This window comes from Streptomyces sp. NBC_01450 (assembly GCF_036227505.1).
GTDB lineage: Bacteria > Actinomycetota > Actinomycetes > Streptomycetales > Streptomycetaceae > Streptomyces.
The window spans coordinates 2,110,489-2,136,143 of record NZ_CP109481.1; the positions used below are offsets into that span (position 1 = coordinate 2,110,489).

Annotated in this window: 16 protein-coding genes and 3 pseudogenes; 9 read left to right on the forward strand and 10 right to left on the reverse strand. The window is 68.8% G+C overall.

What is annotated here, in order from left to right; all coding sequences use genetic code 11:
• Positions 1 to 8 precede the first annotated feature (8 nt).
• A complete protein-coding gene (locus OG568_RS58205) occupies positions 9 to 428 on the reverse strand; it encodes a ribosomal maturation YjgA family protein (protein WP_329538053.1) in 420 nt (139 codons plus the stop codon).
• Positions 429 to 598: 170 nt separating this feature from the next.
• Here OG568_RS58205 and OG568_RS58210 point away from each other — a divergent pair, with 170 nt between their 5' ends.
• On the forward strand, positions 599 to 1,309 hold the full coding sequence (locus tag OG568_RS58210; protein WP_329538054.1) for a transposase: 711 nt from the start codon (positions 599 to 601) through the stop codon (positions 1,307 to 1,309).
• A gap of 81 nt (positions 1,310 to 1,390) precedes the next feature.
• On the opposite strand, the gene OG568_RS58215 is transcribed toward OG568_RS58210, so the two are convergent.
• Positions 1,391 to 1,663 carry a hypothetical protein gene (locus OG568_RS58215; protein WP_329538055.1) on the reverse strand — a complete coding sequence of 91 codons (273 nt, stop codon included), beginning with the start codon at positions 1,661 to 1,663 and terminating at the stop codon, positions 1,391 to 1,393.
• A gap of 682 nt (positions 1,664 to 2,345) precedes the next feature.
• Here OG568_RS58215 and OG568_RS58220 point away from each other — a divergent pair.
• A complete protein-coding gene (locus OG568_RS58220; RefSeq protein ID WP_329538056.1) occupies positions 2,346 to 2,852 on the forward strand; it encodes a hypothetical protein in 507 nt (168 codons plus the stop codon).
• Positions 2,853 to 2,875: 23 nt separating this feature from the next.
• On the opposite strand, the pseudogene OG568_RS58225 reads toward OG568_RS58220, so the two are convergent.
• From OG568_RS58225 to OG568_RS58250, 6 genes and pseudogenes are all read right to left on the reverse strand, one after another.
• Positions 2,876 to 3,138 (reverse strand): annotated as a pseudogene (locus OG568_RS58225) (NF041680 family putative transposase); the annotation flags it as partial.
• Positions 3,139 to 3,328: 190 nt separating this feature from the next.
• Complete coding sequence (locus OG568_RS58230; protein WP_329538312.1) at positions 3,329 to 4,258, reverse strand: LLM class flavin-dependent oxidoreductase; 930 nt, start codon at positions 4,256 to 4,258, stop codon at positions 3,329 to 3,331.
• Positions 4,259 to 4,345: 87 nt separating this feature from the next.
• The gene (locus OG568_RS58235; RefSeq protein WP_329538057.1) at positions 4,346 to 4,996 is read right to left on the reverse strand and encodes an SMI1/KNR4 family protein; all 651 of its coding nucleotides are present in this window, start codon (positions 4,994 to 4,996) and stop codon (positions 4,346 to 4,348) included.
• A 55-nt stretch (positions 4,997 to 5,051) separates the two neighbouring features.
• A pseudogene (locus OG568_RS58240) lies at positions 5,052 to 5,860 on the reverse strand (ExeA family protein).
• A 30-nt stretch (positions 5,861 to 5,890) separates the two neighbouring features.
• A pseudogene (locus OG568_RS58245) lies at positions 5,891 to 6,719 on the reverse strand (Mu transposase C-terminal domain-containing protein).
• Between the two features lie 68 nt (positions 6,720 to 6,787).
• Complete coding sequence (locus OG568_RS58250) at positions 6,788 to 7,210, reverse strand: hypothetical protein (protein ID WP_329538058.1); 423 nt, start codon at positions 7,208 to 7,210, stop codon at positions 6,788 to 6,790.
• A gap of 783 nt (positions 7,211 to 7,993) precedes the next feature.
• Between OG568_RS58250 and OG568_RS58255 the strand changes: the two genes are divergently transcribed.
• From OG568_RS58255 to OG568_RS58280, 7 genes are all read left to right on the forward strand, one after another.
• On the forward strand, positions 7,994 to 14,917 hold the full coding sequence (locus OG568_RS58255; RefSeq protein ID WP_329538059.1) for an NHL domain-containing protein: 6,924 nt from the start codon (positions 7,994 to 7,996) through the stop codon (positions 14,915 to 14,917).
• Positions 14,918 to 15,384: 467 nt separating this feature from the next.
• Complete coding sequence (locus OG568_RS58260) at positions 15,385 to 16,071, forward strand: response regulator transcription factor (protein WP_329374854.1); 687 nt, start codon at positions 15,385 to 15,387, stop codon at positions 16,069 to 16,071.
• Between the two features lies 1 nt (position 16,072).
• Positions 16,073 to 17,368, forward strand: a complete 1,296-nt coding sequence (locus OG568_RS58265; RefSeq protein ID WP_329538060.1) for a HAMP domain-containing sensor histidine kinase — start codon at positions 16,073 to 16,075, stop codon at positions 17,366 to 17,368.
• 255 nt (positions 17,369 to 17,623) lie between these two features.
• On the forward strand, positions 17,624 to 20,698 hold the full coding sequence (locus OG568_RS58270; protein ID WP_329538061.1) for a non-ribosomal peptide synthetase: 3,075 nt from the start codon (positions 17,624 to 17,626) through the stop codon (positions 20,696 to 20,698).
• A gap of 162 nt (positions 20,699 to 20,860) precedes the next feature.
• Positions 20,861 to 21,544: an ACT domain-containing protein gene (locus OG568_RS62020; RefSeq protein WP_443077987.1), complete on the forward strand. Its 684-nt coding sequence runs from the start codon at positions 20,861 to 20,863 to the stop codon at positions 21,542 to 21,544.
• 406 nt (positions 21,545 to 21,950) lie between these two features.
• Positions 21,951 to 22,190, forward strand: coding sequence for a hypothetical protein (locus OG568_RS58275; RefSeq protein WP_329538062.1), 240 nt, complete (start codon positions 21,951 to 21,953; stop codon positions 22,188 to 22,190).
• Between the two features lie 148 nt (positions 22,191 to 22,338).
• On the forward strand, positions 22,339 to 23,547 hold the full coding sequence (locus OG568_RS58280; RefSeq protein ID WP_329538063.1) for a hypothetical protein: 1,209 nt from the start codon (positions 22,339 to 22,341) through the stop codon (positions 23,545 to 23,547).
• A gap of 85 nt (positions 23,548 to 23,632) precedes the next feature.
• On the opposite strand, the gene OG568_RS58285 is transcribed toward OG568_RS58280, so the two are convergent.
• Together OG568_RS58285 and OG568_RS58290 are read right to left on the reverse strand one after the other, a co-directional pair.
• Positions 23,633 to 24,544: a glutamate ABC transporter substrate-binding protein gene (locus OG568_RS58285; RefSeq protein ID WP_329538064.1), complete on the reverse strand. Its 912-nt coding sequence runs from the start codon at positions 24,542 to 24,544 to the stop codon at positions 23,633 to 23,635.
• Between the two features lie 470 nt (positions 24,545 to 25,014).
• Positions 25,015 to 25,392, reverse strand: a complete 378-nt coding sequence (locus OG568_RS58290; RefSeq protein ID WP_329538065.1) for a VOC family protein — start codon at positions 25,390 to 25,392, stop codon at positions 25,015 to 25,017.
• Positions 25,393 to 25,655 lie beyond the last annotated feature (263 nt).

Consider the following 25,655-nt stretch of genomic DNA (forward strand, 5'->3'; position numbering starts at 1 on the left):
GGGCGCTGTCACGTTGTTGGGCGCGTGGGTGTCTGACGGTGAGTCGTGGCGTGGACGAACCAGCCGAGCGCGGCTCCGACGGCGTACCAGAACAGGTCGGGCGTGTGGAAAGTGGAGCCCAGAACGAGGCGGGCGACGACACTCCGCCGGGACAGCTCCGCGGGCACTCCGCTGAGCTGGAGGAACTCGACCGCCCAGCTGATCCCCAGCGCGATGCCGGCAGCCGTCAGGGGCTTCGCCCGGGGCGCGGCCAGGACGACAAGGGCGTAGACGAGGGTGGTGTAGAGCGCGTCCCCGGCGTACTTGGCGATGTCTCCTTCCATCCCGGCCCTGGCCCCAAGCCCCACGGCAACCGTCAGCACGGCCGCCCCGGCCGCCATGAGGCGGGTGCGCACCGGGCCGCCGCCGGTCACCAGTGGATCTGTCATGCGGACACCCTCTCATCCGGCCGCGTCGGGGCCCAGCCGCTCTCGTCGTGCTCGCGCGAGCGCCGACGCTTGGGCCGGGGATGGATACGGTGGCAGAGAGCCAGGCAGGCCATGGCCACCATCAGCCCGAGCACGAGAGCCGACGGGCCCCTTGACCGTACCGCTTCAGAATGGCTGCGCAGCCTGTGACCTGGTACGACGCTCGCGACCTGACCGTCCGGCTCGGCGCCGAGAATCCACGATGGGGCTTCCGGCGCGTCCACGGCGAACTTTGCCGCCTCGGGCACAAGGCCAGCCCGGCCACCGTCCGCCGCACCCTGCGTGCCGCCGGCCTCGGCCCAGCCCCGCACCGGCCTCCAGCGCGCGGCGAACGGGCCGCCTTCCTCAAGGCCCAGACCCACAGCCTGCTCGCCACCGGTCTCTTCCACGTCGACACCGTCAGCCTGCAGCGGCTGTACGCGCTGTTCGTCATGGAGGTCCGCACCCGCACCATCGACATCCCCGGGGTCACCGCACACTCCACCGCAGCCTGGGCCACCCAGCACGCCCGCCACCTGCTCTGGCAACTCGGCGAAAACACCGGTGAGTTCACGCACCTGGTCCGCGACCGGGACGCGAAGTTCACGGCCGTCTTCGATGCCGTCTTCGTCAGCGAGGGCATCAACGTCACCAAAATCCCTCCGCGCTCTCCCCACTGCGATCCCCACGCCGAGAAGATCCTCAACGACTACGCACGCCACTTCGACCGGCATCGGCCGCATCAAGGCCGGGGCCAACTCGCGCCGCTGGACGATGCCAACGTCATCCCACTGCCACCAGCCCGGACCGAACGCCGGCAAGCCGTCGTCGGACTGATCAATGAGTACCACCGACCCAGCTGATCGTCCGGCAAGGCCACAGCTCACAGGCTGTGAAGCCAATCCGAAGCGGTACGCGGGTCATGGGGCGGCCAAGACGCCGTTCTATTTGGTGGGTTGAGGACCGGTTTCCGATACGAGTTGAGCTAGCCGGTGCAGGCGCTGCCAGTAAGGGGGATCGTCTGCTTCGTTGAGCAACGGCAGGATCTGGTCGAGGTGTGCAATCCGATTGCGCAGGCCCCTGTGGCGCGCTGCATCGAGGGAACCGCCGCTGTTTAGCCAGCTGGACACGCACCCGGCGATGTCGGCGTCGAGCATCACCATGTCGATGTCTGCCCGATCCGCACCGCGCAATCCGGCGGGGAAGGGCGCGCGCATGTGTTCCTGCCACAACCGGGCTACGACAGCCCCAGGCTCATCAGTTCCGCTCACGCGACCCATCATCGTGCAGAGCTTCAGTTGAGGATCACGCGGCGGAGGCTGATCCGGGCTGCAGCGAGGTCGAGAACCAAAGATAACCGTCGTGGTCGTTGCCTACATCGAGGCCTGACCGCCTGGACCACGCCGGGTACAGGACGAGCCCCACGGGCAAGCCGCCAATCTCCCTACGAGCGCCCCTACCCGCTCCCCCCTACCAGGCCCCCTACCGGCAGGCAGAGCGGCTTGCTCACGGTTTGTACAGGTCAGGCCCCTTTACCAGCCCCAACCACGCGCCGCGACAACCCTCTTCCCTCTCCTCTACCGGCCCGCATGGATATGTAGGGGTGTGTGGTGGGGCGGTCGGCAGGTGACCGAGCGGGGCGAGGGGGCGGGCGGTCGCATCTCGTGTGGCGCGTCGGTGGGGCCTCCGCGCCCGACAAGCCCGGCGGACCAGGCAGGCAGGGAAGGAAGTCCGGCAGACGCTGCGTCAGGGCGCAGCGCTGTAGCACGCATCCTGCTCCTGCTCGAGTACGGCGCGGGCTTCGTTCACTGCGTGCTGCCGGCTGCGGGCGACACCGCCGTGCTCTGCTTGAGATTTAACCCGTAGGAGCCTTCGGTGCATGGCTCGCATACTGGTCCGATGAGTCCGATCTCCACACACCATCGGTTCCGGGACCCACGCAGCACGAAGTACGACTTCCTCGCGTCTGTCCTCGTGCGCTGCCCCGGCTGCGAGAAGGTCGCGCACGTCGGGACGGCACCAGACCCGGCCGGAGTGCACGACCCGGGCCTCTTCGCACCAAGGCGTCTTGTCTGCCGGAGCTGCGGGATGGCGAAGGAATGGAGCCGTGGATGTGTGGCCTTGCACCGGGACCGGTACGAGCCGGCCACAGATCCGTACTTCGACGTCCGTCTGTGGCTGCAGACGGAGACCCGGCACGGGTGGGTATGGGCCTACAACCTGGAACACCTCGACCTGATCAGACGATTCGTGCAGGCGTCGCTACGTGAAGGAATCCCCTGGCACGACCACGGCCGGAGGATGACCGTGGTGGCCCGCCTGCCCGCATGGATGCAGCAAGCCAAGAACCGCGACGAGGTGCTGCGGGCCATCGCCCGCATCCACGCCTCACTGCTCCGCACTTGACCCAGGAACACTGAGCTTGTCGCTCATCCCGTGACACGTCTGGGCTTGGTGCACTTCTTGTGATGGCTGGGGCGTGAGTATGCTTCGCCGGTTTTCAGGGCCCGGCCGACTTCCTGAACAGTGGCCCGTCTGCGGTGTTTCGCGCCGGGCGGGGGGCCGGGGCCTGGCTTGGTGGGTTTGGGTGCACGGGCTGGCAACGGGCACTTCATGCGGAGGTTCCGGAACCCCGTCTCACCCGGGCCGGGGTGAGTTTGTTCGGCAGAGCCGGCCGTTCCCAGGGGCGGCGAGCTGCGGCAGGTCGTCGAGCAGCAGTCCCAGGGGCAATTCCTGCTCGAGGACTGCGCGTTGGAGATCGAGCCCATGCGGGAGAAGGGGTGGTAGCCAGGCGCCGGCCCCGGGAGGGGAGCTTCACGGCCCGTCCACAAGATCTTCGCGACGATCGCCGATGAAGACAAGCAGTTCGAGGTGATCACCAGTTAGTTTCGCCCGGTAGCGATCGCAGCACGCTCTGGGAATTGCGACAGGTGCGCGCGTACTTGGTCGACCGCGTCCAAATGCGCCTCGCGTACGGCATAGCCGGTAATTCCCCAGCGACGCTCATGGTCGGCCATCGCGGCTCTGATCTCCTCCACCGTGCCGATCCACGCGTAAGGAGAGGCGAGCACCTCGGCCGCGTCGCAGTGAAGCCGCCGGGCAATCTCGAGTGCCGTACTCTCGGCGTCATCGGCGACTTCCACCATCTGGACGAACGCTTCGCGAGCCGGGGCGTGGACCCGGCCCGAGGCTCCCTGCTCGATGAGATCGACCTGTCGGTCGATGCCCGCGCCGTTCCAGCGCACCTCGTGCATGTATCCGTCCGGCAGAGTGCGTCCCAGCCCGCTCAGCCCCACGACGTCCGCGTGCGCCCCGGCCCAGCGAAGTATGGCGGTGTTGCCGCCCCCGAACGTGAAGGGCACCCGGTGCTGGACCGGACGCGGGGTAGTGAGCCGGGCCTGACAGGTCCGTACCTCGGGGCCAACGATGGTGACCGTCTCGCCTGCCAGGAGCGCGCGGCAGGCCTCGGCCACAGCCTGGAAACGCCGGACACGCCCCGCGACGTCGGGCCGTTCCGCACCGAGCATGTCCCACTCAGCCGGGGTGTGGCCGGCGCCCAGTGCCAAACGCGCGCGTCCGTTGGAGACCAGGTCCAGGGTGGCGACGTCCGACGCGAGCAGCAGCGGTTCGCGGACGCCCGCCTGGGAGACGTAGGAGCCAACTCCGATGCGCTCGGTGACCGCCGCGGCGGCGACCAGCGCGACGAAGGGGGAGGCCGTGGTGCCTGGGTGGTCGGCCGCCAGCAGTGCGTCGTATCCGTGTTGGCTGACGCTGAAAATGCCGACGGGTCCGGCACTGAAGGTGCCGATCACCGAGAACAAGATCGCCCCACTGGGGTGGTCCCAGTGGGGCGATTGTGGGCGAGGTGTCGCGGTCGTCGACAAGGTGCCGAGGCTCAATCAGTCGAACTTCATGCCGAAGTATGGGTCGGGTTCGCCTGTGTAGGGGTCGACGCCGGACTCCCACCGTCGTCGTTCCTCGCGCCAGTGGACGAAGTGCGGAGAGGGCTCTCCCCAGAGGGAGAGGTCGCTGAGTGGGCACTCGTCGAAGCCCTTGGTGAACAGGCGCCGAAGGAACTCCGCCATTCCGCAGTCGTAGATTTTCCAGTGGGGCCAGCCGTGCCGTTCCCACACGACAACGGGCCACTTGTTGGGGTCGTGGTCAACGGTGAGCCAGCCGAGGATGTCGGCTCCGCAGCTGACGCCCCAAGCGACGACAGAATCAGGTCCGCCATCGACCTCGTCCGGTCCTCCTTCGGACTCCCACATGTGCCGCATGTTGGCTGTCTCGGCCGCCATGCCCCCGAGGTCAGGGCTGTCGGCCGGCTGCGTGCTCGCTTCGGGGGTCACGACGCTCAGCGCGCCGTCGATGCCGCCGGCTCCGTACGTGCTCATGAAGGCGATGTAGTCGGAGGGGAAGCCGACTCCCCAAGCCCGTCGGATCGCATCCCAGTCCACCTGCTCATCGGCCCCGTCATGTGGCGGCATTACCACCGTGAGTGCGGCGAGAACTGTTCCTTGAGACGGCATGTCCCCTCCAGTGGTGTGCATAGTCTGATGCAAGGTATCCGGCGCCACCGACATCGAGTTTCGAGGGTGTGGAATGTCAGTCGAGGACTTCGGTGACGGCGGACTGGGCGGCTTTCTCGTCGACGAGGGACTTGCCGGCGGCGAAGGTGGCGACGAGGGATTGCAGGCAGAGGTTGTTGACCGCGCGGGGGAAGCCGCGCGATGTGGTGTGGATGAGGGTCACGGCGTCGTCGGTGAAGAGCTGGTCGCTGCGCCGGCCAGGCCGAGGTGGTGCTTGATGTAGCTGGCGGTCTCGGCCGAGGTCCTGCCGGGCATCGTGTAGCGCAGGGCGGTCCGCTGTTCGAGCGCGGCCAGGACGGCGAGTTTCATGGTCCGCCGCAGGGTCGGCTGGCCGACCAGCAGGCAGGACAGCGGCGAGTCCTGGTCCATGGCGGTGTTGGTCAGCATCCGGATGGCTTCGAGCTGTTCGTAGTTGAGCAGGTGGGCTTCGTCCAGGACGAGGACGGGAGTGCGGCCGCGTTCTTCGCGTTCGGCGGCCAGGGTCAGGCCGGTCTGGGCGGTGAGGTGGGAGCCGAGGTGGGAGGGCTGCTGGCCGAAGGCGGTGACGATGGCCTCGTGGATGCCGCGGACGCCGATCATGGGGTTGGGCAGGTAGATCACGGTGTGTTTCGACGGGTCGATGCCGTGCAGGACCGTGCGGACGGAGACGGTCTTGTCCGCGCCGACCTCTCCGGTGACCACGCCGATGGAGCGTTCCGAGATGCACCAGGTGATGCGAGCGACAGCCTCGTTGTGGGACGCGTGGCGGTGCAGCATGCCGGGGGCGAGGTCGCGGCCGAAGGGCATGCGGGTGAAGCCGTAGTGGGCCTGGAGTTTGTCAATCACTCTGGTCCTCTGTGGAGTTGGCGCTCTGGGTCATTCGCCGGTCAGGTCGGTGAGGTCGACGGTGGGCGGCATCGGCTCGCCCAGGGCTGCGTAGTTGACCTTGTCGGCGAGCTCGGCCTTGTGGGCGGTGTCGATCAGGCCGAGGTAGTCGATGCCGGTGGTCGGCCGGGGCTCCTCGGCGGGAGTCTCGGGCCGGGCCTTGGGGTGGGAGTGGCGGCTGACCTGGAAGGGCAGTGCGGTCCCGGCGTCTTGGCCGTTCGCGCTGACTCGCAGGAAGGACAGGTCGAAGGGGCCGAAGACCAGCTCGACGCGCTGGCCGACGAGCAACGGGTCGACCTGGTAGCGGTTGCCGTGCAGGGAGACCAGTGCGGTCTTGGACACGGTGCGATGTTCTGACCAGCGAAAGGCTTCCGTGAGGTCGGCGGGGTTGGGGACGGTCAGCGGGTGGCCGTTCATCCAGCGGGCCAGCGGGGCGGCTCCCGTCTCGGAGCGCTGAGCTCCGATGATCCGGCGGATTTGCGCTGCCGACCGTGACGGGTTCTCCTTCTTCAGCGACGCTGCCAGGTCCAGGATTTCCCGCGGCGTGCGGCGTGCGGGGCCGGGACTGGCGCGGCGAGGGCACCAGGGCCTCGAACCCGGTCCGGCGCCACTCGTAGATCCACCGGTCCAGGGTCCACCGGGTGATCCGCACCGGCCGTCCGTCCGGGTCGATATGAGTCATGGCTGCCAACTCCCGTACCAGCGTGCCGCGCTGGCGTCGGGACAGCGTCGGGTCGGCCGCCTCTCTGATCAGCATGTGGCGGAACAGGCCGATCGCCTGAGCTCGCTCCAGCCGTGTCTGGTCTTCCTGACCTGGCATCTGGCACCAGCCCTCTCACGCAGCGTGAACACACACGCGTGACGGTGACAGGCGGTGTCGGCGTGGCGTCAGAGTCGACTGGTGTTGATCGTTTCCGAGGGCCAGGACGGCGCCAGCAGTATCCCGCCGGAGACCGCGCAGGCCACCAGCCAGGGCGACACCTCGCCGACCCGCGGCCACCGGGACGCGACCGACCACCACGCTCCGACGACCGCGCTGACCGCGTCGGCGAAGACCGTGCGGGCCGGCCCCGGAACAGCCGGGTCAACACCGGCATCCACCAGCACCACCGTGAAGAACCGCCGGACCCACTCCGCCCGGGAAGCGAACCTGCGCAGCCACCCACGAACCGTCACGACCGGACGGCCCAGCCGCTCAGCGATCACCCGAGCTCCCGCCCCCGCTGCCTTCGCGGCCAGAGCCGACCCGATCACCCCGGCCAGATCCGCCCGCCTGACCAGCGCAATCACCGGAAGGAGCACATGCGACATGCCGCAGCCCACACACCTCGCCCGCCGAGGACGCACCACCACCGGCCCACCCGAGGCGTCACGCAGTACACGCGAACGTGCTCACCCCCACGGCCGCAAGACGCCCGCACATCTCGGGCATACCAACTCGCCCTGCACCAGCCGAATATCGACCCGCGCCGGGTCAGCCTCTACCGTGAGCACAGCGCCTCCGCGCGCTGCACGGTCCTCCCGGCGCTCGCCCAAGAGATACCGGGAGAGGCCTCTCGCATGCCCTTCGTCGGCAAGGTGCCGCCCCAAATCTGCGCCTCTTCGTCGGCAGGCACGCTTACCGATCATGTCGGCACCAAGCTGCCCAAACTGTCGCACTCGTAGGCATTTTCAATGACGTCTAACAGACGGGACACGCTGATACGACCGGATGCGTTTGCTGGCTCGTTCCCTGAACGGTCTGCCACCTGACGCTCTCTCTGCGACGTGGTTGCCGGTACCTCTGAGGACCTTGAGGGAGGCATTGTGGATGCGGAGCGGCGTGTGAGGTTCACGGGCTGACGTGGGGGAGCGCGTGCTGCTGGGTGTGCGCCCGCCTACGTCTTTTGACGCGTTGCGGCCGCGGTGCGTACGACGGGAGGCTGCCCCGTAGGCATGCCATCTCGGCGGAGGGGGAGCGCTGTGGGCTACCGGTTGAGCGGGCGGATCGAGGCGTTACTGGGCCTGGAATGCCGGGAGATACCGGCCGGGGCCACCTTGCGTGTCTTCACTGCCCGACCAGGCGCCAAACAGGCGGTCACTGTCTTGTCGAAGGTGCAGACCACCGCACGTGAGGCCCGCTGGCTCGCGGACGCTGCCATCGATCACGAGGGCCGATTCACCGCCGAACTGCCCCCCAGAGGCAGCGCCTACGAGGGCGGCCCGCTCGAGGTAGGCATTCGCGTCACCGGCCCGGAGCAGGGCGGCAAGGAGCCGCCCACGGTCGAGTGCACCCTGCTGGCCTTCACCCCCACCTGGCGGCCCGGCAGCCGTGGCATCCAGGCGTGCGACTGGCACTACGCCATCCCGGCGCCCGCCTGGGCCCAGATCCGCCAGCACCTCGGTGCCTTCGTCATCGTCGGCCGGCTCAGCGCCCGCGACGGCACCACCCCGCTGACCGGGGTGCGGGTGGCCGCTTTCGACGCCGACCTGGTCCAGGACGACCCCCTCGGCCATGGCAGCACGGACACCGACGGCTGGTTCCGCATCGACTACCCGGCCGATTCCATGCGCCGCACCCCGATTCCCGGAGTCTCACGCGAGGACGGCAGCGCCGACATCTACTTCACCGCCGACCACGCCGGCCACCGCCTGCTGGACGAATCCCGCACCACAGGCCGGCGACGCGACCGCCGCAATGTCGGCCCCACCTTCTGCGCCCGGCTACGCAGCACCGCAGCCCCACTCACCTTGACCATCGACATCCCAGCATCCGGCAAGGTCACCAATCAGCCGCAGCTGACCGTCACCGGCCGTGTCAGCGAACCCTGCCGCCTCACGCTCGACGACGAGGGCGTCGAAATCGATGCCGACCATCACTTCACCGCCCAGGTCGCCCTCGCCGAGGGTCCCAACAGGCTGACCTTCAACGGCACGGCCAGAGCGACCGGCGCACAGGCCCGCCAAACGCTCTCGGTCCTTTATGACCCCACCGCACCAGCACCCCCCGACCTCACGCTGGTCACCGCTGACCTCGACGACACGGGCCAGGCGCATGTCACGGGCGCGGCCGCGGCAGTCGAGCCCGCAGCAGTCGTCGATGCCGCCAACACCCGCACTGGCGACAGGGCCGAGACCCAAGTCGACGCTGAGGGCGCCTTCACTCTCACGCTTCCTGCCATCGCCGGTGACTCCATCACCCTTGTGGCCCGCGACCCGGCCGGCAACACCAGCACACCCGCGCAACTGACGTTGTCGGGCCCACTCCTCCCGCCCGACCCCGCCGATGTCGCGCCGCCCCTGCCCACCACCACCATCACCCCCCTGGCCGAGGCCACCGCCTTCCTCTACACCGGCCCCAACCCCATCCAGACCGGCGTGGACCCCGGCACCTTCGCCCCTCACCGTGTCGCTGTCCTGCGCGGCCGCGTCAGCACCCCGACCGGCAGCGCCCTGCCCGGCACCACCGTCACCATCCACGACCGCCCCGAATACGGTCAGACCCTCACCCGCGCCGACGGCCACTTCGACCTGGCCGTCAACGGCGGCACCCAACTCGTCCTCAACTACACCAAGGACGGGCACCTCCGGGCCCAGCGTTCCGTGACCGTGCCCTGGCAGGACTACCTCAGCCTGCCCGACGTCGTCCTCACCCGCACCGACCCCGCCGCCACCGCTGTCGACCTCACCTCTCACAGTCCGGCCCAACTCATCCGCGCCGGCACCGTCACCGACCACGACGGCACCCGCCGCGCCACCCTCTTCATCCCCGCCGGAACCACCGCGGAGATGGACCTGTCCGACGGCACCAGCCAACCGCTCGAACACGCCCACATCCGCATCACCGAATTCACCGTCGGCGACACCGGCCCGGAAGCGATGCCCGCCGACCTACCCCCCGCATCCGCCTACACCTACGCCGTCTCCTGCAAGGCCGACGAAGCCGCCCAAGCCGGCGCCCGCACGGTCCGCTTCAGCCAGCCCGTCGTTCTGTACGTGGAGAACTTCCTGGGCTTCCCCGTCGGCGGGCCAGTCCCTCTGGGCAGTTACGACCCCCACGCCACGCACTGGACTGCCGAACCCAACGGCCTCGTCCTGGCCTTCCTGGCGACCACTGGCGGCACCGTCGACCTCGACATCACGGGCGACGGACAGCCCGATCCCGCCGACGCGCTCGCGGCCCTCGGCATCACCGAGGCCGAACGCACCCTCCTCGCCGCCACCTACTCGCCGGGACAGCAACTCTGGCGTGTCCCCCTCGCTCACTTCTGCCCCCAAGACCTCAACTGGTGCGCACTTCCCAAAGATCGCGAGGCCACGTTCCCGTCCAGTCCGCTCGCTCAGACGGACCCCGTGACCAATGAAGGCTGCCACGTCCGCGGCTCCATCATCGACGTCGACAACCAACTGCTTCTCGAACGCATCGCCCTCGCCGGCACCGGTCTGAGCCTCTGCTACAGCAGCGCCCGCGCCCAAGGCTTCACCCCGGCCTACCAGTTGCACATACCCCTCACCCCCGAGCAGCCCCCCAAGTCGCTGCGCCGCGTGGAACTGAGCGTGAGAGTTGAAGGCCGCCGCTTCCACCAGACTTTCCCACCGGGACCCTCGCTGACCCACACCTTCCGCTGGGACGGCAAAGACGCCGCAGGGCGCCCCGCACAGGGAGCCCGCCCGGTCACCATCACCATCGGATACGTCTACGAAGCCGTCTACACCAGCCCGGCAGTATTCGAGCGGGCCTTTGGCCTCGTAGCCAGTGCCGGAACCTCCAGCGGGGGCCGCAGTGGCCGTCGACCCATCACTGACGCCACTCGCCAGGAAATCACCCTGACCCAGACCTACACCACCACCATCGGAGCCTGGACCACACCTCGCGAGGCCGGCTTCGGAGGCTGGTCACTCAACCTGCACCACGCCTACGACCCCGTCACCCAGACTCTCTACCTGGGTGACGGCCGCCAACGCCGTGCGGAGCCCCTCAGCCCCGTCATCACCACCATCGCCGGTACCGGACAGGCAGGAGACAACGGAGACGGAGGCCCGGCCACCGAAGCCCGCATCGGCATCACCGTGCGCGGCATGGCTGTCGCCGCCGACGGGACACTCTACTTCTCCGACACTTCCAACAACCGTGTCCGCAAGATCGACCCCGATGGCACCATCACCACCGTGGCCGGTGCCCCCGGACCGCCCCAAGCCCTGGGTGATGGAGGCCCGGCAACCGCCGCACGCGTCGGCCAGCCCACCGGCATCGCCATAGCCCACGACAACACCCTCTACATTGTCTCCGACCGACGTCTGCGGAAGGTCGGCCCCGACGGCATCATCACCACCCTCGCCGTCCTGGAAGGCATCACCGTCCAACCGCTCCACGGCCTCACCCTTGGCCCCGACGGCGCCCTCTACATCGCCGAAACCGGACGCCGCATCTTCCGCATCGGCCCGGACAGCCACCTATCCGTCTTCGCCGGAGACGGAGACACCTTCCGCGACAACGTGCCCGCCACCGAATCCACACTCGACCCCTTCAACATGATCGCGACCCCCGACGGCAGCCTGCTCGTAGCCGATCATCGACAAAGCCGCATCCGCCGCATCACCCCAGACGGCACCATCACCACACTCGCTGGAACCTGGCCAGGCATCCACGGCGACGGAGGACCAGCCAACCAAGCCCAACTCAGCGCCTTCAGCCTCGCCCTCAACCCCGACGGCACCCTCTACATCACCGACCGAAGCCACGCATCCATCCGTGCCATCACCCCCGATGGCACCATCTCCACCATCGCCGGCACCGGACAGCGCGGAACCGAAGGAGACGGCCAACGCGCCACCACCGCCCAACTCAACGACCCCGAGCACATCGCACTCGCCCCGGACGGCGCCCTCTACATCAGCGACGCCCTCACCTGCCGCATCCGCAAAATTGCCTCGCCCTACCCCGGATTCACTGCAGGCGAAATCGCCCTGCCCTCCACCGACGGCCACCAGATCTACGTCTTCGACGCCCGCCGACGCCACACCCGCACACTCAACGCCTACACCGGCGCACCCCTCATGACGTTCCACTACGACGACCGCGATCGCCTCACCAGCGTCGTCCACGGGGCTCCAGCAGAGCACAACACCGTCACCATCACTCGCGACACCGAGGGCCGCCCTACCGCCATCACCGGCCCCAGCGGTCACCACACCCAACTCACCCTGAACGCCGACGGATACCTCACCGACGTCACCGACCCCACCAACGCCGCAACAACGCTCCGCTACCACCCCGGTGGACTCCTCGCCACCCTTGCCAACCCCCTCGGCCACCAGCACACCTACACCTATGAGGCCGACGGACGCCTGCACAGTGACACCAACCCTGCAGGTGGCACCACCACCCTTGCCGCGAAGCGCACCAATTCAACTCATGCGGTCACGGCGCTCACCACCGAAGGACGAGAATCCAGCTTCACCGAAGAGCGCCTCCCTTCCGGAATCACACACCGAACCGCCCACTGCTGCGGCGAGCACGACACCGTCACCACGGCAGCCCCCGACGGCAGCCGCACGACCACCACTGCCGACGGCACTGTCTACACCGGGAAGACAGGCCCAAACCCGCGATGGAGCATGCAAGCACCCTTCTTAGCCGAGAGCACCGTCACCACACCCGCCGGCCTATGCAAGATCACCACCACTGAACAGACCGCAGACCTGGCCGACCCAGGCAACCCGCTCAGCCTGACGCGTCTGACCCAACGCACTACCCTTGACGGCCGCATCTACATCACGACATTCGACGTCACGGGCCAACCGCGGACAGGCACCACCGTGACCGCAACGTCCCCCAGCGGCCTGCAGCAGCAACTGGTCCTCGATGCCGCAGGGCGTCCTGCCGAAACGAGGACCGCAGGTCGCGCAGGCGTGACCCTGGCCTACGACGACCGGGGCCGCCTGTCCACGCGCACCGAGCGGGGCGGGGCCCAGGTGCGCATCACTCGCTTCGACTACAACGACGGCGGCCGACTCAGCCGTATCAGCACCCCGGACGGCGCCATCACCACACTGAGTTATGACGAGGCGGGCCGGGCGACCGGGATCGTTCGCGCCGACGGCAGCGCCGTCCAGCTGACCCGCGATCCCGCCGGCAGGCTGGTGGCGCTGAAGACACCGAGCGGGGCCACGCACCGCTTCGAATACACCGCGCTGGGACAAGTGTCACGATACTTGCCGCCATCGGGCGGGGGAGCGGCGGCCAACACCGTCTGGGAGTGGGACACCCACGGTCAACTCACTGAGGGGGGCAAGGGTGACGGACGGACGGCCAGCCGCACATACGACGAGGGCGGCCGGCTGGCGACGGTGACCGTGGAAGCCGGCCGATACGACTTCGAGTACCACTCTGTGACCGGCCAGCTGATCCGGGCACACACTCCGCAAGGATTGAGCATCAGCTACCGATACGACGGCAGCCTGCTGATCGGCGAGGAATACTCGGGCGCGGTAGTCGGAACGGTGCGCCGCAGCTACGACGACAGGCTGTTGATTCAGTCCACCGCTGTCAACGACGAGATCCCCGTCATGGTGGACCGCGACATCGACGGCGACATCGAGGCCAACGGCCCCATCCGGGTCACCCGGGACCCGAACACCGGCCGGGTGACGAAGGTCAGCCTCGCCGACGTGCACGACGAGCACGGCTACGACGTGTTCGGAATGCTGGCCACCTACCGGGCCAGTCACGCTGGGACGGAACTGTATGCAGTGACTTGGCACCGTGACGCGGTCGGTCGCATCGTCGAGGTCGACGAGACCGCTGCAGGCGTCAACACGGTCACCCAGTACGGCTACGACGTGCTCGGACAACTCACCCGCGTCACCAGGAACGGTGCCGTGACCATCACGTATACCTACGACGCGCAGGGCAACCGCACAGCCCGCCGCATCAACGGAACAGAGCCGCTGGTCAGCCAGTATGACCAACGTGACCGATTGGTCAGCGTCGGCGACGACACCTACCAGTACACCCCAGCCGGTGACCTCGCTTCGACGACCGGCCCCAGCGGAGCGGTGCGCTACAACTATGACGAGCTGGGCGCCCTGACCCGGGTGGAACGCACTGACCAAGTGGTCGAGTATCTGAGCGACGGCTGGGGACGCCGGGTACGCAGGATCGTCAATGGCGTCGCGGACCGTGGATACCTGTACGACGGGCAAGCGCTAGTCGCCGAGGTTGATGCCGGTCACAAAGTCGTCAGCCGTTTCCACTATGGCCACCGGGGGCGCACGCCGCTCGCCATGGTGCGCGATGGCCGCGCTTACCGCATTCTCTGTGACCACCTGGGCAGTGTTCGCCTCGTCGTAGATGCCGAGACCGGGGTGATCGCCCAACAACTGGAATACGACGAGTTCGGCAAGGTTATCCAGGATTCCAGTCCCGGATTCCAGCCGTTTGGCTTCTGCGGCGGCCTCTGGGACCCCGTCGGTGGCCTGGTCCGTTTCGGCGCGCGGGATTACGACCCGGATGCCGGCCGCTGGACAACACCTGATCCGGCACTGTTCGCATCCGGAGACATCAACCTCTACCGGTACGCGGGCAACGACCCGGTCAACAGGCTCGACCGGACCGGGAGCGTCACCGAAGTCATTGAGCAGGTGCCAGGGTTCAGCGTGTTCGGCGCGAGCGCGGCGGGCACGCTTCTGAGCGCGGAGGCTCTCACCGCGATCGCCCTGTGCAGTGGAGCGTTCGGTCTCGGGTTCGTTGCCGGCTACGGACTGGCCCGCCTGGATACCTGGTTGAGCAATCGTCCAGCGGCTGTGCGCTCCGATGAGCAGGGAAGCGACGCCAGCGACGATGTCGGCGAAGACGTCTGCGAGCCCGGGCGAGAAGAGGAGAAGAGCTCGGGGCGTAAACGGGCGCCGAGTAAATACAACCCCGAGGACATCATCGAAGAGTACGACAAGGATTTCCCGGATCCGGACACCCGCCCGGAATGGATGCGCAATCTGATCAAAGAGCTCGAACAGAGGATCAAGAGCAGGAAGTGGTAGCTCGGGCGGCAAACTCAGGTATGAGCGTGAAACCACACTCAGGGTCGGGCAGGGGAAGCAGTACCGAACGCGAGCGGCACGGTAGCAGCGGCCGGTCCTTGTGCGAGCGGTCACCTTTGAACAGTCCGATCGCCCCGGCGAACAGTTCGACAAGATTGCGTCGTCGAACCGGTCCGCGCCCAGAAGGTCAGCGCAGGCCTCGACGACCTCCGGGCGGAGGAGGGTCAGGTGACGTCCAGTTCCCCATCGGGCGACGCGAGCGGAGCACTCTGGGCGTCGTTCCGAAGGAGTCGGCGAACTCAGTGGTAGGCGATCGCGTCTGAGGCGCGCAGGCCAGTGGAATCAGCCGGCGTCACACCCGCGTGGAAATGGTCGGCGGCTTGGGCGCGGTCTCTCTGGGGTTCGCGATGTCGGCAAACGCGAGTCGCAAGTGGTCGATGGCTGACCGGGTGGTTAGCGTTCATGGTGTGGCGCGGATCGTGATCGTGGAGGACGACGCCTCCATCGGACCCAAGCTCGCGGCCTCGCTGCGCAACGTCGGTCATGACCCCGACTGGTGCCATGACGGCGCGGCCGCTCTGGCGAGGGCCGCCGCCGGCGGTGTCGACCTGGTGTTGCTGGACCTGGGGCTTCCGGACGTGGACGGCTTCGAGCTGTGCCAGCGGCTGCGGGACCGGCTGCCCGGCGCGGTGCTGGTGGTGCTGACGGCCCGTACCGGAGAACTTGATGTCATCCAGGCACTGGAGTCAGGCGCGGACGATTACCTGACCAAGCCGTTCCGGCTCGCTGAGCTCCTGGCACGGGTGACGGCGCATCTGCGGCGGGCGGCGGACGGAGGCGACACCGCGGGCACGGCACCTCTCGGACACGGGCGACTGGTGATCGACCGTGCGGCGCGGCGGTGTCTGACGCCCGTGGGCGAGGTGGAGCTTCGGCCGAAGGAGTTCGACCTGCTGGCTGTACTGGCGGCGGTGCCGGGGCAGGCGGTGAGCAGGGAGGAGTTGATGAGCCGGGTGTGGGACGAGAACTGGTTCGGCTCGACCAAGACCCTGGACGTGCACGTCGCGGCGCTGCGTCGCAAGCTGGGCGACTTCGTGGACATCACCACGCTGCGGCACTTCGGGTACCGGCTCGAACCCCCACCGGACGTCTGAGGTGCGTCGCCGCATCCTGCGGGCCACGGTCGTCGCCGTCCTGTGCGCGCTGCTGCTGTTCGCCGTGCCGCTGGCCGTGGCTGTGCTGCGTCTGTACCGCCAGGACGAGATCCGTGAGCTGGAACGGGCTGCCGACCGCGCCGCGCTGACGCTGCCCACGGTGGTGTCGCGGTTCGACCCGCGGGAGTTGCCACGGCTGCGGCCCGGCACGCGGTTGGCGGTGTACGACACCAGGGCGCGTCTGGTGACCGGTTCGGGGCCGATGAGCGGTGATGCCGTGGTACGGGCCGCCCTGGCGGGCTCCGCGCAGTCCCTCCAGGTCGGCGGGGACCTGGTCGTGACGGTCCCGGTGGGGTCCGCCGAGCGCGTGCGCGGTGCGGTGCGGGTCAGTCGCAGTGGCGCGTGGGCGTGGCGTCGGGCGGCGTTCACCTGGCTGGCGATGGGGGTACTTGGGACCCTGGCTGTCGGCGCTGCGGCCCTGGTGTCCTTTCGGTCCAGCAAGAGACTGGCGCAGCCGTTCGAGTCGTTGGCGGGGACCGCGCGGCGACTGGAGGGCGGCGATCTCACCGCACGGGCCGCCCCCAGCGGGCTGTCGGAGGCCGACGAGGTCGCCACCGCCTTGAACCGTGCCGCCGAGCGGCTTGACCGTACGCTGCAGCGGGAGCGGGCCTTCAGCGCCGACGCATCCCACCAGCTGCGCACCGCGGTGGCCCGAACGCGCCTGGAGTTGGAGAGCGAGCTCGCTGTCTGGCCGCCCTCCGACCCGTACGCGGCGATGCGCGCGGCGCTGGAGTCGCTGGACCATATGGCGACGACGGTGGATGACCTGCTGGCCCTGGCACGCGACGTGCCGGAGCGTACGTCGCTCGATGTGACAGCTCTTCTCGCCGAAGCCCGAGGGCGATGGCAGGACGATCTCGCGGCGGCGGGCCGTCTGCTGCGGGTGGTGGTCGAGGACGACCTGCCGCCTGCCGTGGGTTCCCGGCAAGCCGCCTCTCAGGTGCTCGACGTCCTGATCGCCAACGCCGCGGCTCACGGCCGGGGAGAGGTAACGGTGCGAGCCAGAGACGCCGGCGAGGTTCTGGCCGTCGATGTCGAGGACCAGGGCCCGGGGCTGCCCGAAGCCCAGGACGTGTTCGCCCGGCGCCCCGCGGGCGAGGAGCACGGCATCGGGCTGACCCTCGCCCGGTCTCTGGTGGAGGCTGAAGGGGGGCGGCTGTTCGTCTCCCGCCGGGCCCCGTGTCCCTGCTTCACCTGGCTCGTCCCCCCAGCCGAACCCGCGGAGCCCAGGGTCTGACCTGAGCTCACCGGAGGCACTTCCGCAGGGGCGGCGGCGCCTGTCGGTCATTGCGACCTCGCCGATATCGACGTGCCGACGGTCGAATACCCAGGCTTTAACCGCGGCCTAACCTTCCCCGCAGCAGACGCTAACCACGTGCTCCCTAGCGTGATGGGTGTCGCCGGAGTGAGTCCCGGGATCACGGATCGCCGGGGCGCGGTCCTGCCGGACACCGACCGGGGCCCGATTCCGGCGCAGAGGGAGACGGTGGCGATGACAGGGCGGACGAAGCGGCCACTGCTCGACGAGGGCTGTGCCGCATCGGAAGAGCCATCAGAGGCAAGTAGGCGTATCCGGCCCGATGCGAGGCTCCTGAACGAGTGCTTCGAGCGCGCGTGCGACATGAACCCGGAGCGCACCGCCGTGGAGTGCGGCGCGGACCGCCTCTCCTACGTCGCACTCGATCGGCAGGCGAACCGGTTGGCCTGGTTGCTCATGGCGCGGGGGGTGGGGCCGCGCGATCATGTCGGCATTCTGCTCGACCGGTCGCTCGACGCCTATGCGGCGCTGCTCGGAGTGATCAAGTCGGGGGCGAGCTATGTGCCCCTGGATCCGTCGTTCCCGGCCGACCGGCTGGAGTTCATCGCCGAGGACGCGGGGCTGCGCGACTTCGTCACGTCCTCATCGATGTCCGGTCGAACCCTGGGCCTGCCGTGTGCGGTGCTGGAGATGGACCGCCTGGGGGATCGGCTGGCCGCACTGCCGGAGGGCCGGCCCGGTGTCGAGATCGCACCCTCTTCTCCCTGCTACGTCATCTACACCTCCGGCACCACCGGACGGCCCAAGGGAGTGGCGGTCTCACACGCGAGCATCGTGAACTTCCTGCGGGTGGCGACGCCGGTCTACCGCGTGACCGGTGAGGACAGGGTCTTTCAGGGTCTGTCGATCGCGTTCGACTTCGCGCTGGAGGAGATCTGGCCGGCATGGATCGCGGGGGCGACGCTGGTCGCGGGCCCGTCGGGAGCGCGGATCGCGGGGCCCGACCTCACCGCGTTCCTGGCGGAGCGCGAGGTCACCGTGCTGTGCTGCGTGCCCACGCTGTTGGCCACCCTTGAGCCGGAGCTGCCCCGGCTGCGCACTCTGCTCCTGAGCGGCGAGGCCTGCCCCGCCGACCTGGTGCGCCGTTGGTGGCGCCCGGGGGTGCGGATCCTCAACGCGTACGGCCCGACCGAGACGACGGTGACGGCCACCTGCAGCGAACCGGTGCCGGACCGGCCGGTCACCATCGGCACCCCGCTGCCCACGTACCGCCTCTACATCCTGGACGAGTCGTTGCGCACCGTTCCGGCAGGGGAGCCCGGGGAAATCTGCATCGGAGGCCCGGGCGTGGCGATCGGATACGTCAACCGGCCCGACCTGACCGCGGAGCGGTTCATCCCCAACCCGGTAGCCCGCGACCGCGCGGCCGCCCCACGGGTCTATCGCACCGGGGATCGCGGACGACGCACCACGACGGACGAGATCGAGTACCTGGGCCGGGTCGACACGCAGGTGAAGATCCGCGGCTATCGCATCGAACTGGCGGAGATCGAGGAAATGCTGCGCGAGGACGAGGCGGTGGAGAACGCGGTCGTCACGCCACTGGAGCGCGGCGGGTCCGCTCAGGACCTCGTCGGCTACATCACCCTCGCCACAGCAGCGGACGCTCTCTCGCCGGAGGACCTGCGGGAGCGCCTACGGGTCCGGTTGCAGGGCAGACTGCCGGGTTACATGGTGCCCGCGCACGTGGAAGTACTTCCCTCATTCCCCCTGCTGGCCGCGGACAAGGTCGACCGCGCCGCGCTCCCCGCCCCGGTCTCGCCCCCGCTGGCCCGGCGCTCGCGACCGCACGTCGCCCCTGCGACACCGCTGGAACGGCGGCTGGCCACATGGTGGGCCGACGCGCTCGGCTGCGACGGGATCTCGGCGGAGGAGGACTTCTTCTGCGACCTGGGCGGACACTCCATGACCGCTGCCCGCGTGGTCTCGCGGATGAGGCAGGATCCCCTTCTGCGGGACGTGGCCATGAGCGACTTGTACGCCCATTCCACCCTCAGAGGCCTGGCAGCCTTCATCGAGACCCGCGCCACGCAGCCGCAGGCCGGACCGCCGACCGCCGCCGACGCGCCTTTGGCACCTCTGCACCACTCCACCGCCCGGGTGATGGCCTGCGGCGCGGCACAGCTCGCCGGGCTGTACGCGTGGCTGCTTCTGCCCGGACTCGCCATGACCGTCCTGTTCTACCGGCTGTTCCGTTCCGGGCACCTCCGGATGCCGCAGTCCACGGCCGGAGTCCTCGACCACCTCGTCCGGTTGCCCGTGCCGGCGTTCACGGTGCTGGAGCTCGGATGGCTCGTGATCACCCTGCTGGTACTGCCGCTGCCGGCCGCCCGGCTGCTGATGGCCGGAGCACGCCCGGGGCTGTACCCGCTCTGGGGCGTGACCTACTGGCGGTTCTGGATGCAGAGCAAGCTTCTCGCGCTCACCCCGCTGCGTCTGCTGGCAGGTTCTCCGCTGCTCGCCCCCTGCCTGCGTCTGCTCGGCGCACGCATCGGTGGCCACTGCCACCTGCAGGCGATACTGGCGCCGCCGTCACTGCTGCGCATCGGGGCGGGGACGAGCATCGGCTACGGGGCCCGGCTGCAGACGTACACCGTCGAAGCCGGCCGGCTTCGCCTGGGGACGGTCCGGATCGGGGCGGGGTGCTTCGTAGGAGCCAACAGCGTGGTGCTGCCGGGAGCAGTGATCGGCGACGGCGCCAGTGTGGGCGAGCAGTCGCTCGTGCCGGAGGACTGCGTCGTGCCGCCCGGAGAGCACTGGGCAGGCTCCCCCGCCACCCGGCAGGACACCGCGCCGGTTCTGCTGCGGGACCTGGAAGCCCGGGCCGACGACACACCCTGGCGTGCCCGTGAGCAGGCTCACCATGACAGGCACGACGAGGTTCTCGTACAGGCCGGTGACCAGTTCCGTACGGCGCACCCAGACGCTCCACAGCGGCTCCACGCGCGGCCGGTACCGGCCCACGACCGCCCACTTGACCGCGACGGCGGCCAGTGTGCAGCCGAGGCCGGCGCCCAGCAGCAGGGCGGGGCCGAGCAGCGCCACCACCGCGGGCGGAAGGGAACCCACCAGGCGCAGTGCGGCGAACAGGACGCCGAGGACGCCCAGGGTGCTCACCGTCGCCGGCAGGGTGACGCGGAAGTATTCGATGGCCAGACGCGCCGCGACAAGGCCGCGACTCGGTGCGTAGGTCAGTCTCGCGGGGAAGGTCCGACTGACCTCGCGGCGAGGCAGGAAGATCGCCGGTGAACCGAGCCAGGTCGTCTCCGGGTCCATGGGCCTGGTCGGCGCGAGTGAGTGCACCCCGAGGAGGCTCTTGTCGCCGAGCCGGCAGGAGCCGGGCACCAGCGCCCCGTTGCCGACGAAGCTCTGCCGCCCGATCTGCGCCGGAGCCAGGGCGATACGGCCCCGATGGAAGACCGCTGGGCCGACGACACTGATGTCGGCCAGGAAGCTGCCCTCCCCGACCATGAGCATGTCGGGGTCGACGAAGTTCACGGTGGCGACCTCGGCCCACCGGCCCGTCCGTGCGCCCATCGCCCGCAGGAACGGCACGAGATAGAGGGTGGAGTACAGGGCCTGGGTCATGGTCAGGCTGATGAGCATCAGTCCGTCGCTGATCCACTTGCGCACCCCGAAGGCGCTGTATTCCGGGTGGATCCCGGCGCGCGCCGCGGGCATCACGGCGCGTTTGACCACGAGGGCGAAGAGGCAGGTGGCCAGGGGAACCAGCGGACCGGCCACTGCCGCTGCCACCAGGGCCCACCTGAAGCCGTACCGCCAGGCGGCGTATTCCACCAGTGCCGCGGCGGAGCCGAAGATCACCATCGGGCCCATGACGGGTGCACCGCCACCGCATCACTCGTGGGGTCCGGTCTGCGCGCCCACCCTGAAACTGTCGCGACACTGCGCAGAGCCATGGAACGCGCCGGGATCCCCTTCATCCTCCTGACGGTGGCGGACACGCGGATCACCGTCGTATGCCATCACGCTCTCCTTGCCGACACCGTTCGCGCGCTGCACAAGGCGTTCCTCACCCACACGCCGGAACCAGCGGTCCCGCGACGCAGCAGCCGACTGGCCCTGCGGTCATGACCAGGAACACGGAGCTGCTCTGCCACCACGAGGGGTCAGGAACCCTTCTGGTTTGTTCGAAAGCAGGTTCCTGAGGGTGCCCGATGCGTGGATCTCGGAGCTGGATCGGCTGCGGCGCGGGCCGGTTCGCAGCCCTCCGGGAAGTAGCCCAGTACCAGCCCCACAGGCCCGAGTGAACGCTGCGGGAGGACGTCCCCGCAGGACGGCGCGTCACGGACGTGGTCGTCGCGCCGGAAACCTTCTGGATGCCAAGGTCGACGATGCGGGCCTCCGATCCAGGCCTGTCGTCTCGGTGTCGAGAACGACCGTGTCCGGGTCGGCCAGGACGGTCCGAGCCCACTCGGCCAAGGAGGCGACGTGCACGGCGACCTCAACCACGCGCGTCAGCAGGAAGCTGTTCGGCCGCATGGTCTTGGGCCAGAGCGATCCGGGCCGAGTTGGTGTCCGGAGCGAAACGGTCGTCGGGCCGGTAGTACTCCCGCAGGTCGGCTCCACCTTCGCCCAGCAACCGCCCTCTGCCGTTGATGCGGCGATCGCGCGGCTCCGCGCCGACCTCGACTTCGGCGCCTGGCATCACCGCCACTTCGACCTGCTGGGTCAGCAGAGCATGGACTACGGATACCGCCTGCTCATCGCTGGCACGTAGTTCCGTCGGCGTCCTGTCGGCCCCTGCCAGGGGATCGGGTCAGGCCCGTCCGGTCGGCCGATGTCCGCGGCACGACCACCGACGCCATGTTCAGATCAAGGTGGTCGCCGGTTAGCCTGCGGTACGACACATCGGGGAGAGCGATGCGATGACAGCCGACGTGCGCACGTTCACCGAGGCCGCCGAGGGCACGGGACCATCGGTACTCGACTACCGGGGACCGCAGGGCTGGGCCACCGTGGTCCACCGCGCCCACTGGCGAAGGTTCACCCTGGTCGGTGCCGACGACACCCCACTGGTCCGGGACTTCGAGGCCGAGCACTGCCGTACGGCGGAGATGCGGACCTGGGAGTACCAGGTGGGCCTGTCGGGACCGCAGCGATTGCGCATCGACGAGGCCGAGCGGTGGTCGATCTCCGTCACCCCGCTGGAGCAGGACGAGGTCGAGGACGGGGGAGTCTTCTGCCGCCGGGGGATCGGGAACCAGACGGTCGAGATCGCCAGGCCGGACCCGCGGGGAGCAGCGATCCTTGAGTTCACCAAGATCGTCTGCGTTCGCCCCGCTCGCCCGTACCTCAGGCTGCGCACGGACGTCGGCGACCAGGTCCACTGGTCCGTGGGCGACATCGACCGTGCCAGGTTCCTGTTCGACCACGACACGCCACCCATCTGGTCGGCGACCGGCCGGGTCGAGGTCAGCAAGGCCGACAACTGCGAGTGGCTGCTGCGGATACTGCCACTGTCCGCGGCTCGCCCGGTGGAGACCACCACGACCGGGACCGGCGCGGAAGTCCTCGTCCATACGGGGGTGCCGGGCGCGCTCACGCTGCGGCGCGCGCAGGATGCGGAGCACCACTCCAGGGTGGATCTCCGCATCGAGTCACGCGAATACAAGGTGACCTTGTTCGCCGATTCCGGCAGCCCGTCCGAGGGCGGTGGCATCATCGGAATCGGCCCCGGGCCTACGCTGCTCCAGACCACGGGTGACGGGGGCTGGGAACTGCACGTCACCCCACTCGACGAACTGCGCACCTTCGACCAGGAGATCAGCGGCACGGCCGGGGAGGTGCTCCGCTACACGGGGCCGCCCGCCACCGCACGGGTCGTCAGCCGGTCGTGGCACAAGTGGTCCGGCATGGTCTCGGTCCGCACCCTGACCCCCAAGCTCTTCTGGCAGAAATGGGTCCTCGCCATGGGCGGCCTGCCGGGCCGACTCCGACGCGAGAGGCTGGAACTGCTTCCCGGAATGCTGGTGGTGATCGACGCGCCCCGTGACGGGCGCGGCTGGCGGATCCGGGTCGGGACCGGCGGCCGGCGCGGAGCCGGCAAAGGTGACGACGGCATCAGGGACCTCTGACCGCTGACGACCGCGTGTGATCGCTGTCGGCCGCCGGCCGCCTTGGGAGACGGCTGTCGACCTGCCGCGGCGGCCTCGGGCGGTGTCACTCGCGGTAGCGGGGCGCAGGCGGGTAGAAATCCCCGTACCTGCCCAACCACCGTTCGTGCAGGGCGCGGAGCTTGCCCGAGGCGCGCAGGCGAGCGAGCACGCCGTTGACGAAGCGGACGAGCTCCGGCGTCTTCTTCGCGAGGGCGATTCCGTGCGGCTCGTAGGTGAACCGGGGGCCGGTGATGCGGGTGGTGGGGTCCTGGGCGCTCAGTCCGGCGAGGACGTTGTCGGTGGTCGACACGGCGGCCACGGCGCCCTGTTGCAGCAGTACGAGGCAGTCGGTCCAGTCGGCGACGGTCACCGGCCGCACTTTCGGGCGGGCGCGGCGCAACTCGTCCAGTGAGGTGGTGCCCTGGGCCGTGCACACCTTCTGCCCGGCGAGATCAGCCAGGTTCTTCACCGGGGAGGTGTCGGGGACGAGGACGCGCTGGCCGGAATCGAGGTAGTCGCTGCTGAACAGCACCCGCTCCATGCGCTCGCAGGTGATCGTCATGGAGTGGGCGACCAGGTCGACCTCGCCGCGTTCCAGTATCTCGATGCGCCGCGAGGACGGCACGGTCTTGAACTGCACCCGGTCCGGCCGCCCGAACAAGGCGCGGGAGATCTCCCGCACCAGGTCGATGTCGAGCCCGTTCAGCTGTCCGGTGACGGAGTCGCGATAGCCGAAGAGATAGGTGTTCTGGTCCACTCCCACGATCAGCCGACCGCGTGCGACGATCCGCTCCATCGCCGTACCGCTCGGCATCCGGCCGCCCGGTTCCGGCATGCCGTCCGGGGGCTTCAGTGACCGCAGCCGATCGCAGTCCTCGCCGGTCCCGGCTCGTGTGCCCGCGGACGCGCTGTCGGCAGGCGCGTGCTGCCCGGCGGGTGAACGACGGTGCGGGGTGGACGAGTCTGTGCAGGACACCGTCAGCGTCATCGCGGCCAGCGACGCCACGACCGCGGGAAGGAGCCGGTGGCGGAACGGGGCCCGGCCAGGCACCCCTTGCCCGCGTGCACCCCCACACCGCCGAGCAGCGGGCGGTGGTGGACACCCGGTCCCCGCGGCATCCGACGACATCCCCGAGGGCCCTGCGGCCGACGCTCCGGCGTCCTGCTCGGTGTCCGCCGCCGATGCCCCGCCGGGCAGCTGTCCCTCTTCTCCACTTCCCCGAAGTTCCTTCACACTGCCCCGCAGCCCTGGGAACCCATCCGAAGACGCCGTCCGGCGCCCTGGCCCCGCACGTACTCGTCGGCGGTGACGCGTTCACGACGACTCGCGGTTCCCTCCGTCGCGCAGAACACCAGGTATGCGCGGCCAACTGGCTGTCCTCGCGACATGTAGTCCCGCCCTACCGTAGGCATGCATGACTTGGGCCCACAGGCGTCGTGAACTCCTCAATCAGCCTTCTCGACGATGCAAAAGGGGTGCCCAACCGGATCGGTGAGAACGCGTGCCCTGGCCCCATGAGGCTGGTGATCCGGTTTGCTCGCACCCAGCTCCAGCAACTGGGCTTCGACCTGATCCAAGTCCTGCTCGACCTTGAAGCACATGTGAAGCTGCTGAGGAACGGTCTGTTCAGGCCAGCGCGGAGCCCTGTAGCCATCGACCCGTTGAAAGCCGATGAAGACCTCGTCCTCACAGTCGAGACCGGCGAAGTCGGCGTTCGACTTGGGATGGAGTTCCAGACCGGTGGCCTTCTGATAAAACGCCGCCAAAGCCAGTAGATCAGGGCAGTCGAGGGTTATCGCGCTCAACTTCATCTGCAAGGGCATGACGCCTCCGGGACGATCAGTGGACTTCCCTGATGCACACCCTAGAGACGGCTGCCTACGGCTGAGCGAGAAACCGACCACTTACATGATCTGCCGGCGGGTCACGAGACGTTCTTCGACCTGGTCGAGTTCCCTCCCTTTGACACTGACGAGGAGGAAGAGGAGTTCGGCCGTTTCGTCGCGACTCGCGACGGCAGCTCACCAGATGGACATCCCTGGCCCGTACGACCACTCAGATCTTGACGGCCAGGCCAGTTCAGAGA

What these genes read in the sequence shown, in the direction of transcription:
- OG568_RS58205 (WP_329538053.1), bottom strand. Translation starts at nt 428, where the DNA reads ATGACAGATCCACTGGTGACCGGCGGCGGCCCGGTGCGCACCCGCCTC.
- OG568_RS58210 (WP_329538054.1), top strand. Translation starts at nt 599, where the DNA reads ATGGCTGCGCAGCCTGTGACCTGGTACGACGCTCGCGACCTGACCGTC.
- OG568_RS58215 (WP_329538055.1), bottom strand. Translation starts at nt 1,663, where the DNA reads ATGCGCGCGCCCTTCCCCGCCGGATTGCGCGGTGCGGATCGGGCAGAC.
- OG568_RS58220 (WP_329538056.1), top strand. Translation starts at nt 2,346, where the DNA reads ATGAGTCCGATCTCCACACACCATCGGTTCCGGGACCCACGCAGCACG.
- OG568_RS58235 (WP_329538057.1), bottom strand. Translation starts at nt 4,996, where the DNA reads ATGCACACCACTGGAGGGGACATGCCGTCTCAAGGAACAGTTCTCGCC.
- OG568_RS58250 (WP_329538058.1), bottom strand. Translation starts at nt 7,210, where the DNA reads ATGTCGCATGTGCTCCTTCCGGTGATTGCGCTGGTCAGGCGGGCGGAT.
- OG568_RS58270 (WP_329538061.1), top strand. Translation starts at nt 17,624, where the DNA reads ATGACAGGGCGGACGAAGCGGCCACTGCTCGACGAGGGCTGTGCCGCA.
- OG568_RS62020 (WP_443077987.1), top strand. Translation starts at nt 20,861, where the DNA reads ATGGAAGACCGCTGGGCCGACGACACTGATGTCGGCCAGGAAGCTGCC.
- OG568_RS58275 (WP_329538062.1), top strand. Translation starts at nt 21,951, where the DNA reads ATGGTCTTGGGCCAGAGCGATCCGGGCCGAGTTGGTGTCCGGAGCGAA.
- OG568_RS58280 (WP_329538063.1), top strand. Translation starts at nt 22,339, where the DNA reads ATGACAGCCGACGTGCGCACGTTCACCGAGGCCGCCGAGGGCACGGGA.
- OG568_RS58290 (WP_329538065.1), bottom strand. Translation starts at nt 25,392, where the DNA reads ATGCCCTTGCAGATGAAGTTGAGCGCGATAACCCTCGACTGCCCTGAT.